This is a genomic window from Salinivibrio sp. MA440 (assembly GCF_001996265.1).
Classification (GTDB): domain Bacteria; phylum Pseudomonadota; class Gammaproteobacteria; order Enterobacterales; family Vibrionaceae; genus Salinivibrio; species Salinivibrio costicola.
Genome location: NZ_MUFI01000022.1, coordinates 15,926 through 30,392, shown reverse-complemented (window position 1 = coordinate 30,392; position 14,467 = coordinate 15,926). Strand labels below are relative to the sequence as shown.

14 protein-coding genes are annotated in these 14,467 nt (G+C 49.3%); 8 read left to right on the top strand and 6 right to left on the bottom strand.

Features of this window, described 5'->3' with window-relative positions; all coding sequences use genetic code 11:
* The first annotated feature begins 33 nt into the window (after window positions 1-33).
* From BZG80_RS15890 to BZG80_RS08595, 3 genes are all read left to right on the top strand, one after another.
* The gene (locus tag BZG80_RS15890; protein WP_158009982.1) at window positions 34-177 is read left to right on the top strand and encodes a hypothetical protein; all 144 of its coding nucleotides are present in this window, start codon (window positions 34-36) and stop codon (window positions 175-177) included.
* Window positions 178-272: 95 nt separating this feature from the next.
* Window positions 273-590: a hypothetical protein gene (locus tag BZG80_RS08600; protein WP_077460778.1), complete on the top strand. Its 318-nt coding sequence runs from the start codon at window positions 273-275 to the stop codon at window positions 588-590.
* 132 nt (window positions 591-722) lie between these two features.
* Entirely contained in the window at window positions 723-1,517 is a 795-nt protein-coding gene (locus BZG80_RS08595) for a DUF2797 domain-containing protein (RefSeq protein WP_077677550.1), read from the top strand.
* Between the two features lie 63 nt (window positions 1,518-1,580).
* On the opposite strand, the gene BZG80_RS08590 is transcribed toward BZG80_RS08595, so the two are convergent.
* On the bottom strand, window positions 1,581-2,012 hold the full coding sequence (locus BZG80_RS08590) for a hotdog fold thioesterase (protein ID WP_025744795.1): 432 nt from the start codon (window positions 2,010-2,012) through the stop codon (window positions 1,581-1,583).
* Between the two features lie 193 nt (window positions 2,013-2,205).
* Here BZG80_RS08590 and BZG80_RS08585 point away from each other — a divergent pair, with 193 nt between their 5' ends.
* Both BZG80_RS08585 and BZG80_RS08580 read left to right on the top strand, forming a co-directional pair.
* The gene (locus BZG80_RS08585) at window positions 2,206-3,006 is read left to right on the top strand and encodes a M48 family metallopeptidase (RefSeq protein WP_077679138.1); all 801 of its coding nucleotides are present in this window, start codon (window positions 2,206-2,208) and stop codon (window positions 3,004-3,006) included.
* A gap of 158 nt (window positions 3,007-3,164) precedes the next feature.
* Window positions 3,165-4,688, top strand: coding sequence for a sensor domain-containing diguanylate cyclase (locus tag BZG80_RS08580; RefSeq protein ID WP_077679137.1), 1,524 nt, complete (start codon window positions 3,165-3,167; stop codon window positions 4,686-4,688).
* Window positions 4,689-4,786: 98 nt separating this feature from the next.
* Here BZG80_RS08580 and BZG80_RS08575 read toward each other — a convergent pair whose 3' ends face one another.
* The 3 genes from BZG80_RS08575 to BZG80_RS08565 form a co-directional block, all read right to left on the bottom strand.
* On the bottom strand, window positions 4,787-5,236 hold the full coding sequence (locus tag BZG80_RS08575) for a PAS domain-containing protein (RefSeq protein WP_021023812.1): 450 nt from the start codon (window positions 5,234-5,236) through the stop codon (window positions 4,787-4,789).
* A 4-nt stretch (window positions 5,237-5,240) separates the two neighbouring features.
* Window positions 5,241-6,242, bottom strand: a complete 1,002-nt coding sequence (locus BZG80_RS08570) for a response regulator (protein WP_077576957.1) — start codon at window positions 6,240-6,242, stop codon at window positions 5,241-5,243.
* Window positions 6,243-6,361: 119 nt separating this feature from the next.
* Window positions 6,362-7,948, bottom strand: coding sequence for a hypothetical protein (locus BZG80_RS08565; protein ID WP_025744561.1), 1,587 nt, complete (start codon window positions 7,946-7,948; stop codon window positions 6,362-6,364).
* 287 nt (window positions 7,949-8,235) lie between these two features.
* Here BZG80_RS08565 and BZG80_RS08560 point away from each other — a divergent pair, with 287 nt between their 5' ends.
* A complete protein-coding gene (locus tag BZG80_RS08560) occupies window positions 8,236-9,384 on the top strand; it encodes a fatty acid desaturase (protein WP_077679136.1) in 1,149 nt (382 codons plus the stop codon).
* Window positions 9,385-9,464: 80 nt separating this feature from the next.
* On the opposite strand, the gene BZG80_RS08555 is transcribed toward BZG80_RS08560, so the two are convergent.
* On the bottom strand, window positions 9,465-10,442 hold the full coding sequence (locus tag BZG80_RS08555; RefSeq protein ID WP_077679135.1) for a CobW family GTP-binding protein: 978 nt from the start codon (window positions 10,440-10,442) through the stop codon (window positions 9,465-9,467).
* 214 nt (window positions 10,443-10,656) lie between these two features.
* On the opposite strand from BZG80_RS08555, the gene BZG80_RS08550 reads away from it, so the two are divergent.
* Both BZG80_RS08550 and BZG80_RS08545 read left to right on the top strand, forming a co-directional pair.
* Entirely contained in the window at window positions 10,657-12,045 is a 1,389-nt protein-coding gene (locus tag BZG80_RS08550) for a TldD/PmbA family protein (protein ID WP_077645935.1), read from the top strand.
* The gene (locus BZG80_RS08545; protein ID WP_077679134.1) at window positions 12,042-13,394 is read left to right on the top strand and encodes a TldD/PmbA family protein; all 1,353 of its coding nucleotides are present in this window, start codon (window positions 12,042-12,044) and stop codon (window positions 13,392-13,394) included. Before BZG80_RS08550 ends, BZG80_RS08545 begins: the two co-directional genes overlap by 4 nt.
* A 97-nt stretch (window positions 13,395-13,491) precedes the next feature.
* On the opposite strand, the gene BZG80_RS08540 is transcribed toward BZG80_RS08545, so the two are convergent.
* Window positions 13,492-14,448, bottom strand: a complete 957-nt coding sequence (locus BZG80_RS08540; RefSeq protein ID WP_077679133.1) for an alpha/beta hydrolase — start codon at window positions 14,446-14,448, stop codon at window positions 13,492-13,494.
* Between the last annotated feature and the right edge of the window lie 19 nt (window positions 14,449-14,467).

Below are 14,467 nucleotides of genomic sequence, written 5' to 3'. Positions count from 1 at the left end.
TGTGATGGGTTAACGATCACTCAAGGAGAAAAAATGAACAGTTTACAGCATCAGGTTATCCCAACAGATGATGACCTGCTAGCCGATTATCTTGATGATACATCGGCGCATCATCGCCCCAACATAGCGGGCCACAATGATGTCTTTAGTGATGATATTGAAGACGCCACACGCTAATCTGATTGCCTCAGCGTTAATTTAACTTCACGCTGACAACGCGTCATCCTACCCTTGTTACGTTGTCAGCAAATCCACCGACGTGTCGATATATTATGAAAAAAGCTCTCTCTGCGGTGCTGTTATGCGCCTCTTTTCTGTCTTTTCAAGCCCTTGCGGCCCCCGAACTGATAGCCAAATCAACCCTTGATTTTGGTGACTTCGAAAAAACAGCGAATGTCGAGATCGAGGGCAATATTCAAGACGATGTACTTCGTCTTGTTGAGCGTGGTGTCAAAGAAGAAGAAGCTGACTACTTTGTGATTAACCAAGTCAGTGAAGATACCCACAAAGAGGTATTGATCGTGTCGGTGACCCTCTACCGTGAGTTCACTACTGACAATCAAAAACGCTTTGAGAATCGGCTCGGATAAGCATGAAATGATAAGAGAGGTAGGTACGAGTGCGTCCCAGCGTCGACCTACCTAACGCTTTAGGCTTTCCTTTGTTACACTTCTGCACTTTATAACGATAAGAGCAATGTTGTGATTGGAACCTTAAATAAAATGCGCACCGAAGCAGGCGCATCCGTGCAGTATTTTCTCCGTGTCGGTGAGCAAGAACTACACCTTAACCCGCTACTGGGCCACACGCTCACCCTGACACACACTGGCAATATCTTTTGTGATGCGTGCGGTCGAAAAACCAAAAAAAGCTATTCACAAGGTCACTGTTATCCCTGCATGAAGAAGCTAGCGCGCTGTGACATGTGTATTATGAAGCCTGAAACCTGTCATTATGCACAAGGGACATGCCGGGAGCCTGAATGGGGCGAGCAGTTTTGCATGACCGACCACATCGTGTATCTCGCCAACACGTCTGGGCTAAAAGTCGGGATCACACGCGCGAACCAAATGCCAACCCGCTGGCATGATCAAGGCGCCACGCAGGCCTTGCCAATCTTCCGTGTGAAAACCCGCCATGTATCTGGCCTGGTTGAGGTGGCAATCGCTAAACACGTTGCCGACAAGACTAACTGGCGTGCGATTCTCAAGGGGGACAACGACGTACTTGATTTACCAACAGAAGCGGAACGCCTCACCCAGGCCATTGCATCCGAGCTTGCTGATATCCGTTTACAATTTGGTCAAGATGCCATTGTGCCGGCTGAGCAAGACGCTCTGACATTTAGTTACCCTGTCACTGAGCATCCAACCAAGATAAGCTCCCACAACTTTGATAAAAATCCGCACGTAAGCGGTATATTGAAAGGAATAAAGGGCCAATATTTGATTTTCGATACTGGCGTGATCAATGTGCGTAAATTTACCAGCTATGAAGTCACGGCTTCGCACGAGTAACTGACACTTGGGGTTCCCCTATAACCGTGCAAGGCTACCCACAGACTTGCACGGTGTCTGCTTTTATCGGTGTGCTTTATCAGTCAGCACCGCCATCGTAAGACGGCTCACGCATATATCGCGGCCGCGTTCATCTTGGAGGGTAATACTCCAAACTTGCGTGGTTGCCCCAAGATGAATCGGGCGTGCGACCCCGGTCACTGTGCCTTGTCGCATCGCGCGTAAATGATTGGCGTTAATATCGAGGCCGACGCAGTATTTCCCTTCAGGCACACACATATTAGCGGCGAGTGATCCCAAAGTTTCAGCCAACACCACCGACGCACCGCCGTGCAACATGCCCAGCGGTTGATGCGTATGCGCGGCAACCGGCATGGTGCCTGTTAAGCTGTTGTCATCAAACGCCGTATAAATAATCCCTAAATGCTCAACCAAGGTATTCGCCGATGAGGCATTTAGCCCCGCGAGCGACATGTCTTTTTTCCAAATGCTCACCATGTCTCACCTATTATTCATTCAATAACCGCTAACGGTTGCCCTGATGATCAACGTCGACTAGCGCAACACGAAGAAAGCAGCACCGTAGACGCCGGGGCGATAAGACAGTACATTACCTGTACTAACTGAGCGCCGTTCACGGCATGCTTCGGTCACGCCCATGTTAGGTAAAACGATACAGGAAACAATCATGCGACGCACGGCCCACGCAGTCATTCTGTCTATCTGCTTCATTCTCACACTTACAGCCTGCTCAAATTCACCCACAGGCCGGAATCAGCTTTTGCTCTTTTCTGGCAATCAAATGGCTGACCTAGGCCAGCGTTCATTTGAGGAAATGAAGCAATCCCAGCCAATCAGTCAGGACAAAGCCGTGAATACGTACGTACAGTGCGTGACTCAAGCGATTTTAAAAGTGGTTCCGCCTCAATCAAATTTTTCCGAATGGGAAGTGGTGGTGTTCGACAGTGAGCAAGTGAATGCGTTTGCTTTACCAGGCGGAAAAGTAGGCGTCTATACCGGCCTACTCAATGTCGCAGAGACGCCCGATCAATTAGCAGCGGTTATTGGTCATGAAATTGGTCATGTATTAGCCGATCATAGTAATGAACGTCTTTCTCGCTCTCAACTTGCCGCACTGGGGCTAACGATTACCGGTATGTCTCTATCAGATAGCCCTCATGCCGCCATGGCAATGGCCGGTTTAGGACTTGGCGTGCAAGTCGGTATTTTGCTGCCCTATAACCGCGCGCAAGAATCAGAATCGGATAAAATTGGCCTACAGCTGATGCATCAAGCCGGTTTCAATCCGAGTGCCAGTGTCGATCTATGGCGCAATATGGCCAAAGCGTCTGATGGCGCACCACCCGAGCTGCTCTCGACGCATCCGTCTCCCAACACTCGCATAAAAGCACTCGAGTCAGGTGTGTCTCACTTACCTAATGTTCCCCACCGTATGAAAGCGCAGTGTCAACGCCCGCGTACAAACTAATCATATGCAAACATTGTATTAACAAAGTGAATTCACTCACAAAGGCACTACCTATCGTGACTGATAAGCGATGAAGCACAGTAACCCCTACCCTTGTCACACAAATCATTAACCTCTGTGTTACGCTTAGTCTAGGTTTTAGTGGGTAGTGATTCTGTGTGATTAAGCAGTCTTTCATCTTATTGATTTGCATACTATGGGCGCCGTTTACGTTAGCAACGTCACAACCCCATGCAGATTTATTTGATCAGATGTTTGAAAAACATGCACTGGTCATGATGCTAATCGACCCTGATAAAGGCGATATTCTTGCTGCTAACACAGCTGCCAGCGAATTTTATGGATATTCGCGTGATACGCTGGCGCAAATGAACATCTCAGAGATTAACGATTTATCCCCTCAATCGGTTGCAGAAGAACGAAAGCTGGCAGCATTAGAAAAACGTCGTTATTTTGTGTTCCGTCACCAGTTGGCCGATGGCTCAACCCGTACCGTTAAAGTCTCATCGGTTCCGGTTTCTTACCGCGGCAGTCCAGTGCTTTTTTCTATCGTCACCGACATCAGTGAATTTCGCGCCACACAAGAATCCTTGTGGCATTACCAAAATCGTCTAGAGCACATGGTTGATGAACAAACTCAACAGCTTGAAAAACGCACAGACCACCAACTGATTGCGACTTCACTGGTTATTATCTTTCTCGGTGTGGTGTTGACCACAATGTGGCTGGTGTTACGCAAAAAACGCCGCACCGAATATGAGTTACAACTTGAACGTGGTCGTCTCGATGAAATTATCCGTGGTACACATGTAGGCACGTGGGAGTGGCACGTCCCGAGTGGTCAGCTGGTAGTGAATGATCGCTGGGCCGAAATCATCGGATACAGCCAAAAAGCGCTTTCTCCGATCACGATAGAAACATGGAAGTCACTCTGTCACAGCGAAGACTATGTCCATGCTCAAGAGAAAATACATTCAGCCTTTGGTGACTTAACGCCAAACTATGAATGTGAGTTCAGAATGCTGCATAAAGAGGGTTTCTGGGTCTGGATATTATCGAAAGGCAAGGTGATGGAGTGGGATCGGAGCCATAATCCAGTCCGGATGGTTGGTACACACCAAGATATTAACGAAACCAAGCGTTTGTACCTGCAGTTTGAACACATGGCCCATACAGATACCTTAACAGGTGCCCTCAATCGAATGGCATTCAAACAACGCGCCGACCAAGCACTGGTCCAAGCTCGGCAGCAAGGTGCGCACTTTTCTTTACTTTTTATTGATTTAGACGGCTTTAAAGCAATTAACGATACCTACGGCCATGACGCAGGTGACAGCGTACTCGTGGAAACCACAAAACGCATGAGTAGTAGTATTCGCAATTCTGATACGCTTGCTCGCCTTGGTGGCGATGAATTTGCCGTATTGCTCGAATACACCAGCCATCCAGATGACGCGGGGCGCGTGGCTGAAAAAATAATTGCCGGTTTAAGCCAGCCCTTTCATGTCAATAACAATCAAGAAGTCACACTCTCAGCGAGCATAGGTATTGCCTGTTACCCTGAACATGGTGAATCGTTTGAGTCGTTATTAAGTTGCTCGGACGCCGCCATGTATTATGCAAAAAGGACATTAAACGGCGGCATTTTTGCGTACTGTGATCCCAAACGAGACACGATTTGACCTTAAAAGCTCGCTCCACCTCAAAAACAAAAATAAGCCTTATCTAAAAAATCGAGTCGCAACCAGTAATTTCGCTATGATGACGCGCAGTACTTACTCTATGATGACGCTATAGCTTTAGGGCTTTGACTCGCTAATGCCTCATTGGTCACATCTTGAATCGAAATAAACATATGATTCACTTCACCACGCGTATTGGCCATCGGATGCATGGTGATATTTTGGTACATAAACGGTAACTGTCCGGTAATCGGGCGCACATGACGGCAGCGAAACAAATAAGGCCGCTGTTGCCAAACAATGAAACTGCGACACCGTAATTCGAAAACCGGCTGAGACTTGGCGCGAAACCAGGACGCATTGATCTCGGGAAACACGTCGAACAGCGAACGACCTTGTACATCTTTCGCATGTTTGCCGCTATGGTGGATCATAAATCCGTTCCACATTTGGATGTGAAAATCGCGATCGAGTACGATTAATCCCATATCGATATGCTGCACCATATCTAGCATCCAATGGAATTGATCAAAATCTTGTGTGCTCATTCCATTACTCCTCATCCATCAGGTACGCTAACTTGGCATCCAGTAGCGGTAGTGATTCGTCCAACAACAGCAATAGAAGATCGCATTTTATCTCGGTACCATCAATCTGATAACTGACCTCAATGGTCACTGTTCGCTTCCATGAACCCTTCATCGCCGAGATCAATTGGTCAACGTCAGCATGTTGTCCAAGTAAGGCCGGATAGCTTTGCGAAAACTCTAACGCCGCCTGATCGCCCAGTCCGCGGAGAAAAGCGCTGATTAAAATGTTGCTCACATCCACAAGGAGCTCTAATTCATTATCCACCGATCCGTCGTCTGGGTAGTCGAGCAGTTGGATCATTTCCGTAATACTCGAGTCACTGATCAACATCAGCGCTTCACCAGCGATCCCTTCACCACTAAAGCCTTGGCACACCCCATTCATGGTGTTGGACTGGGCCAGATGGCGAATCGTCATGGTTAATTCAGTCACCTCAAACACATTCACTTGCGGCAAAGGCATATGGACAAACACACCGCAGTGCCGGGCGAGTTTATCCGCCGCCTGGCCCATGGCAATGTTCACGACTTCCATATAAATATCACGACGGCTCAGTTTTTCGTGCGACGTTTGCGCACGCTGAGTATCTAAAGTGGATGTATTAGGCAAATAGGCTTTGATTAACGCATCGACCCGCTCGCGACTAATCGGTTTTTTAACAAAGTCTTTCGCGCCTCGCTCCAACACTTGCTGCTGTGCTAATGGCTGGATATCACCCGACACCACCACAACCGGAGTGGTCATGCCCGCTTTTTGCATAGCCTCTAACGTTTGATAACCGTCTAATTCTGGCATGGTCAAGTCTAGAAACATGATGTCAATCGGCTGACTGTTGAGCACGTCGAGTGCCACTTTACCGTTTTCAGCAAAGTGCACGTCAGCATCGAGGTCTTGAGGCAAGGTTCGAGATAGCTGTTTGCGCGCCAGGGCAGAATCATCGGTGATCAATATTTGTTTGGTCAAAAGCCTCTCCTTTTCGACTTCTTAGCTGAGAGTATGGCAGCGTGATCACTGTAAGCATAAACCAAGTTCGCCAGGTATGAGGTCGAACCCGTAAAAATCACTGAGATTCTTTGAGATCGCTAAGGATTCACGTTTGATTGCGTGACATCGTGTTCGCACAGATAGCTCAGCCGGTCGGGGCGAGTCATCAGCATCGGGGCATGCACGTAGAAATGACGTAAACAGGTTAAACACAGCTGGACGCATTGATAGACTTTTTCACGGATGGTCTCAGGATCGTCATCAAACTCCCCAGTTAACAAGGCACGCCAATCCTCGGCAAGCTGATCAATCATAGCAAGGTCCGTCTCTTGCTCGATAATATGCGTCAGCGCCGCTTTTATCGGGACAATGTCTTCACTGGCAGCAAATATATTGCGTAACGCAATAATCACATCCATCAAGGCATCTTGTGTGACCGGTTTTTTTGCTGCCGCATAGAGGCGAGACATGGCCAATCGAATCCCGCTGGAATCGGTATCATCCACCAGCATGCTCCAACGCTCAATATCCACTAAGTCTTCATCACCAATTGCCACAGGATCGCTGGTTTCCGCTACGGTGCTAAAATCTTGTCGTCGGTTGTCCAATGAAAAGGGATCAATACGCCACACCCACTCTGGCGCGACAAATGCCTTATGTTGGCCAAGATAACAAAGCGCCATGCATAAAATGATATTCAGCTCGGTAGTTTGCTGCTCGCCCTCGGCATCCAGAACCTCCTCGGGCCAATCATCGTCTTCAAGAAAGTCGCCAAAGTTGATCGCAAATGCGTAGCCAGACTCTAACATAAAGCCATTATTCCGGCGCTTCGCCATCAGCCCCGCCGCTTGTAAGACATATTCAGCAATACCCGGGGTGTAGCGCCGTACACTGCCCCATTTGGTATCGAGTTCGGCCAAATTCGTGAGCGCCGCATTACGAAATCCTACAAACATGGGAATATGCGCGACCTCACCATCGGCAAGGCTGCGTGCCATGTCTAACATCTCTTGGACGGTAGTCACGAAACGGTCAGCACTGACCACGCCACGTATCCGCATTAAGTCATAACTATTGACCAAAATGGAGACAGGGAGACTGGCTAAACTCACCATGCCGCGATGCCCGGTGGCATCTTTATAGTCACCACACGTTTGTTGTGGCTCTTTGCCAGTGGTGGTGAATAATCTTGATAAGGCAGGATCGGCCGCCATCCGCTTTTGCACCAACTTACTAATAGGGAATTGCTCAATAGCTGCGGTCAGGTAACCTGCTCCCCGATAAAAAAGGTGCGGGCGTTGTCCCGCCTTAATCAGAAACAAGGGATACAACTCACCGGCCAGTTGGCAAAATGCACTGGTCAAGGGGTCGGCGGTGGTGATCCGCGTGGCGAGCTCTCCCCCTTGTTGTGCCCGCCACACATTAAAGACATGACGACCATTTTGCATCACATGGGGGAGGCGATAAAAAAAAGATTGTTCACTTTCTCCCTGGTCAACCGCGGATACCCGTAGCTGACGGCACAGCTCAATATACTGGTTCAGCGTGTCTCGCTGGATCCGGCTTAGTCCGAGTTTCTGCATTAAAATTAAGCGGCCTTCGGCCTCTGTGACATTCAAGATGTAACTCACCACACGGTGGCCCATCGCCTTCACAAAGTGCGGTATGGCCGGATAGGACATCATACTTCCTAACCTTTCGTGAATAAGGAACACGTATACATATCGGCACACATCCTCAAAACTATAAAAATCAAAAAGGCGTCAAACCAACAACGCCAACGAGCGAATAGGCTATGGCATCCTCCCAACGCTTTCCCATGTTTACCTAAGTATAGCCATTTCAATCATTAATCTTTCGATGACAAACCCAGAAACAATTTTGCGCACAAAGGGGATGACGAGGCCTTGACCAATTGATGACCCCCATCTATTCTAGCGTACAAGTGTACGCTTAAATAAAGATAAGAGTTATGGAAACCAAAACGACAACCTCACCGCCACAAAAACCACGTTTGATTTGGCTAAATATCAGCGTATTTACGCTCACGTTTTTCATCGCAGTCATTGGCACCCCGCTTTGGGCTTGGCACCATGGTTTCGATTGGATGCAGATCACCGCACTGATTGTCGCCTTTAGTTTTTGTGGGCTGTCGATAACGGCAGGTTATCACCGCTTATGGGCCCACAAAACTTATCAAGCCCATCCGGTCCTGCGGTTTATTTTTGCCATTGGGGGCGCGTTTGCACTCCAAAACAGTGCCCTTCATTGGTCATCCGATCACCGTATTCACCATCGTCACGTAGATGACAACGATGTCGACCCTTACTCGGCGAAACGCGGCTTTTGGTTCTCGCACCTAGGCTGGATGTTACGTGAATATCATCCCGACCGTTATGGTGATTACAGCAATTGTCGTGACTTGCAAAAAGACAAGATCGTGATGTGGCAGCACAAGCACTACTTGGCCCTGACACTGGCAACCAACTTTGGTTTTCCTATCGCGTTTGGCGTGATTCACGGCGATGTTGGGGGGGCCATTTTACTGGTCGGCTTCACACGATTAGTGCTCAGCCACCATACAACGTTTTTCATTAACTCCTTGGCCCACGTATGGGGAAGTCAACCGTACACCGAGAAGAATACAGCCCGCGATAATGGTGTTTTAGCCTTTATGACCTTTGGTGAGGGGTACCATAATTTCCATCACATCTTTGAGAATGATTACCGCAACGGCATTCGCTGGTGGCAATTTGATCCAACGAAGTGGTTAATTAAAACGGCCTCTTGGCTTGGGTTGGCTGAAAAGCTGCGTGTTACGCCGGAAGAAAAGATAGAAAAAGCACGGGCGACAATGCAGCTTCAGCGTGCAACGCAAAAGCTAAGCAATAAGCCCAATGCCGCGCATCGCTTGCAAATTCTACAACAAGAATACGATACCTTGGTGGCGAAGATGGCTGATTACTACACGCTCAAAAAACAATTACTGGCATTTGAACGCGATAAATTCCGCGAAAAAGTAGAAAAGGCCGAGTTAAGTCAGCAATATCAAGATTTGAAACTGCGTTTTCATCAACAAAAACGCAGCTGGCAAGTACTCACAGCGAAATACGCCAGCTAACCCAACGTCATCGTCAACGTCGATAAAAATCGGTCAGTGATACTGACCGGTTTTATTGTCATTTTCTATAACGGCGTGATTTATTCGGCCGGCGGCTCGAGAAACGAAAGCAAGATGGTTTCTAACTCATCCCACGGTAAGGGTTGGATATCAATCACCTCAATCCGTGACTCTGCCGTTTCAATCGACATGGGTGTGACGGTGACAACCTGATTGGCAACGTTAAACGCAAAAAATCCCTCTTCGGTGTTTACCACCGCCTTGATTCGCTGAGCATTGAGATTGCTAAATAACCCATACAAGGCATCAAAGGGAAAACAACAGTGCGCGGCAAATAACCAACCACAACTGACATAGCCCTGCCCCTGATTTTCTTTGCGGGTAAAAATGTCATCTGGACCCAACGCAAGCGTGGTCATCGGCTCAGCATTGCTGTGATGATGGTGATAATGCGCTTTGCGATCTTGCCGAGGTAGCGAAAGCCATGCCGTCTCGAGCGCGCCGTGTTCAACGCCAGTCACCAAGCTTTTCTTGCCATCAAACGCCGCGACATAATCATAAAACGTTGCGATTTGCCCTTCAATACACTGATCGAGCTTGTTGGCGACCACCACATCCGCTAACGCGATTTGATCGTGAAAATTCTGATTTTCACGATAACGCACATCGTCAATGCAACGCGGGTCCACCAAGGTCATCGTCGCGCGTAGCGACAAATGGGTATCGAAAGGCGGCTGGGTAAGCTTACCGATAATATCCTTAGGATGACCCAGCCCTGTCGGCTCAATTAAAATTCGATCCGGCTTTTGCGCTAATAGCGTATTCAAGCCTACCGTCATAGGCAACCCAGCGACACAGCACATGCATCCCCCCGGCACTTCCTTCACCAGCGCACCTTGCTCAGAGAGGATCGCACCATCGACACCCACTTCACCAAACTCATTGACCAATACCGCCCAGCGCGCTTGCTCAGGTTTATTCGCCAGCAAATGACGAATGGCAGTCGTTTTGCCCACTCCAAGAAAGCCAGTGATGATGTTGGCTGCTACGTGACTCATTGCTTTATCCTGCTCGTTATCTGCATCGACGTAGTGTAACGGATCGCGAAAAAGTCGTCGCCTATTGGTAATCATGCACTGAAAAGCCCCATTTCCCATCCAGTCAATTACACAGAAAGTGATGAAATATCATGCACTCACTGAACGTGGTGATCATTGCTGATAAAAGCTTGGTAGAATAAAAGATTCGCTAACACACTTCTTAGGAGGAAGTATGCTGAATCCATCAACGGCAAAATCGGTGATTGATCACGCCATGTTTATGGGCGCAGATTTCGCCGAGCTCTTTGTCGAGCACCACCACTCGGGCAACGTCGAGTTATTGTCTGGTGAGGTGGATAAAGTCAGTTCAGGGATTGATTTTGGAATTGGTATCCGTTTGTTTTTCGGTCATAAGGTCCTTTATGGCTATACCAATAGTCGCGATGAAGAACAGCTTAAAAAAGTGACCAGTTTACTTTGCGCGCGTGATAAGCGTGACCAAATTGCCGCTGCTGGCCCCCTTAATTTGTCGCATTTAAATGACAAACATCCTGTGTCTGAACCTCTATCTCGTGACCAGCATGTGGCAGATAAAGTCGATTTTTTACGCCACGTAGACCAACGTATACGCGCCGAAAGTGAAAAAATCACACAAATTATTGGTCGCGTCGGCCAACGTGAACAACAGATTGAGATCTTTAACTCTCGCGGGTTGCACGTTAGCGATACACGTCATTACACTCGGATTGCTGCAACCGCGGTTGCCACCGATGGAAAAGAGCAATCGACCGGCTTTGATGCCCCTGGCGCACTCACTGGCTGGGAATTTCATCACGATATTGATCCCGTGGCGATGGGCGAACGCGTTGCACGTCAAGCATTAACCAAACTCGGCGCCCAAACCTGTCCTTCTGGTGAAATGCCCGTGGTCATTGGAAATGGATTCGGTGGGGTCATTTTCCACGAAGCCTGTGGCCATTTACTAGAAACCACCTCGGTAGCCAAACAAGCCTCGGTGTTTCATGATCAAATGGGTGAGATGATTGCTAGCCCAGTGGTTAGCGCCGTCGATGATGGCACCTTAGCCAACGCATGGGGCTCAATTAACATCGATGATGAAGGTATGGAGACTCAGCATACCCAGCTTATCAAAGACGGTAAGCTCACCTCGTTTATGGTCGATCATATGGGCAGCCTGAAAACCGGTTATGCACGCACCGGCTCAGGCCGTCGTGAGTCTTACAAGTTCGCGCCGACCTCGCGGATGCGGAACACCTTTATCGAGCCGGGTAATGATGATCTTGAGAAGATGATTGGCTCCATGGAGCGCGGCATTTATGCTAAAAAAATGGGTGGTGGTTCAGTACAGCCCGGCACCGGCGAGTTTAACTTCGCGGTGCAAGAAGCCTATTTGGTAGAAGATGGCCAAATCACCGCACCACTCAAGTCTGCAACGTTAATCAGCACCGGTCCGAAAGTACTTAAAGAAATTAGCATGGTTGGTAAGGATCTCGCCCTCGCCGCGGGTATGTGTGGCTCTGTGAGTGGTGCCGTACCGACGACTGTGGGTCAGCCCGCACTTAAAGTCGATAACATCCTAGTAGGAGGCGGTAACGCATGAGTGAGCAAAACGTGAAAGCAACCCTAAGCGATGCCGTCGATCAGGTATTAACACTCGTTCAGGCAAAAGGGGCCCACGCAGACGTCATTGCCAACGCCAGTGAAAGTTTGTCATTGAAGGCGGATCAAGGCGATCTGTCCGAGCACAAAGTCACCGCGGGCCAAGTGATCGGCGTACGTGTGATCAAAGGTGACCAAGTTGCCACCAGTTATTCCGAATCGCTAGATAGCGACAGCCTTGCCAGCATGGTCAACGCCGCGCTAACGAATGCGAGCTTTACCAAAGCCGACCCTGACCAGAAAATTCGCGCCGAAGGGCAGCAGATCGATAGCCAAGATCCCACTTTGTTTCAAGCGGATAATACGCCGATTGAAGATAAGATTGCATTGGCACTCGCGATGGAGCAAGACGTGGTCAATCAACCACGGGCAACGGGGGCGCCCTACAATGGCTACGGTGAGCAAACCCAGTATCAGCTGCTGGCTAATACCCTGGGCACACGCTGCTATCATCGCGAACGGAGTTTTAGCTGCTACACGGCAGCACTGCTCAATCACGGCGGCAAGCAATCGATGCATTTGGGGGCGTCAGTGTCACGCCGCTTTGCCGATCTCGACCAAGCATTTGCAACCCGCTTGGCCTATGACACGGCTGATGCATTGTTAGAGGGTGGGCCAGTCAAAACCGGTCAATATGCGGTAGTGTTTGAACATAATTGTTTAAGCGAATTGCTGGGCGCATTTGGCAGTTGTTTTTCCGGGGATGCGGCCAAACGGGGTACCAATCCATGGCGCGAAAAAATCGGAAAACCGATTGCCGATCCAGCCCTGACCATTACCGATATCGCACGTATCGATGGCGGGATGCGCAGCAAAGCCTTTGACAGCGAGGGCTTTGCTACAACCGACACGCCGCTAATTGAAAATGGCATATTGGTTGGGTTGTTACATAATAGCGCTACGGCCCATCATTTTGGCGTCCGTCACACTGCCAACGCCGGCCGCAGCCCGAAAGGCGGCTTAGATGTCACTTCACGTCACGACCTCATTGGCGCCGGCAAACAAAGTGGTGCCGAAGTGCATGGAGGCGAGTATCTCGAACTGGTTTCGCTGCAAGGGGTGCATTCTGGCGCGAATGCTATCAGTGGCGACTTCTCGTTTGGAGCCAGTGGCTTCTTGTGCCGTGACGGTAAACGTGTTCGCCCCGTGCGTGGCATCACAGTGGCAGGTAATTTCTATACCATGCTCAATGAGATTGATGCGATTGGCAACACAGTCACGCCTAATTACGATGGCGCCTTCTTCGCCCCTCGGATACGGTTTGCCCGTTTGTCGATAGCTGGCGAATAGATAGCTGGCGAGTAATACGTTTTTTTATAAGCCGCATATTATAGACCCACATGGCACCGCAGACGTCGGTGCCTTTTTTAGATTACTTGCCGGAGGCTTACACATCCATGGCTGACGCGCTGGTTTCAGTTGTCTGCCGGTTTTTTTTCCGCGCTGCGATATCGCTACTTGACGTTGCGCTGTCAACACTGTGTACCGCTGGATCCGTCTTAGCCGCAAGATCAGTAAACGCTTGTAAAGTCACGTCGCTTTTTAAAATCCGCCCATGCCCTAGCCCATCAGTAGGCAGCAAGCAGACATGTTGATAGTCGTTTGCTTTTTTAGTCACGCTGAACGAGGCAAAACGATCGTTTCTGTCATGCGCAATGACCACCTGATGACGACGCGCGCCGAGTTTAGTCAAGGGTTCGATGGTTTCGATCGGATAACCATGCTGCTCACCCACTTCTTGTACAATTTCATCAAACAGCTTGAGTGAGTAGCCGGACTGGCGCACCGTTGCATACAGATTCTCACGATAATTCAACACAGGCGCGACCAAGAGTAATGGTAAGTCATCTAATTGCGGATGTTGGCTCTCGAGGACGGCCGCCGCACCCATACTGTGGGCGACGACACCAGAAACGTTGTCTACTTGATCCAAAACATCGTTGATTGCCTGCACAAACCCTGGAATATGGCTTTCGTGCCCCCCACTTTCACCATGGGCCGGATGATCAAACGCCACAGCGCGAAAACCCAACGAGGCAATATGCGCCATTAAAGGAAAAAATTGGCTCGCCGAGCCGGACCACCCATGTGTCAGTAACCAGGTCGGGCCCGCGCCAACGCTGTACATCTGTAGCTCGCCTTGTTGACTCTGCGCAGTAAACCGCTCTAAGCCATTCGGGGCCGCGTTCACCGCTGGACTGCGCGTGGGGGTAAGAAAGAGCTTGCGGGCAATCTTCCTTGCATGACTGGGGGCAAGTCGATGATGACAACGGCTAACCGCGCCTATCAACGTACGTTTTGCACTAAACCGGCCTGGGGCCGAGAAGTAGATTTTTCTGCTCATTGTGAATCCTTCAAATCAA

Coding starts and splice junctions, on each gene's coding strand:
- BZG80_RS15890 (WP_158009982.1), top strand. CDS start 34: ATGAACAGTTTACAGCATCAGGTTATCCCAACAGATGATGACCTGCTA.
- BZG80_RS08600 (WP_077460778.1), top strand. CDS start 273: ATGAAAAAAGCTCTCTCTGCGGTGCTGTTATGCGCCTCTTTTCTGTCT.
- BZG80_RS08595 (WP_077677550.1), top strand. CDS start 723: ATGCGCACCGAAGCAGGCGCATCCGTGCAGTATTTTCTCCGTGTCGGT.
- BZG80_RS08585 (WP_077679138.1), top strand. CDS start 2,206: ATGCGACGCACGGCCCACGCAGTCATTCTGTCTATCTGCTTCATTCTC.
- BZG80_RS08575 (WP_021023812.1), bottom strand. CDS start 5,236: ATGAGCACACAAGATTTTGATCAATTCCATTGGATGCTAGATATGGTG.
- BZG80_RS08565 (WP_025744561.1), bottom strand. CDS start 7,948: ATGATGTCCTATCCGGCCATACCGCACTTTGTGAAGGCGATGGGCCAC.
- BZG80_RS08560 (WP_077679136.1), top strand. CDS start 8,236: ATGGAAACCAAAACGACAACCTCACCGCCACAAAAACCACGTTTGATT.
- BZG80_RS08555 (WP_077679135.1), bottom strand. CDS start 10,442: ATGAGTCACGTAGCAGCCAACATCATCACTGGCTTTCTTGGAGTGGGC.
- BZG80_RS08550 (WP_077645935.1), top strand. CDS start 10,657: ATGCTGAATCCATCAACGGCAAAATCGGTGATTGATCACGCCATGTTT.
- BZG80_RS08545 (WP_077679134.1), top strand. CDS start 12,042: ATGAGTGAGCAAAACGTGAAAGCAACCCTAAGCGATGCCGTCGATCAG.
- BZG80_RS08540 (WP_077679133.1), bottom strand. CDS start 14,448: ATGAGCAGAAAAATCTACTTCTCGGCCCCAGGCCGGTTTAGTGCAAAA.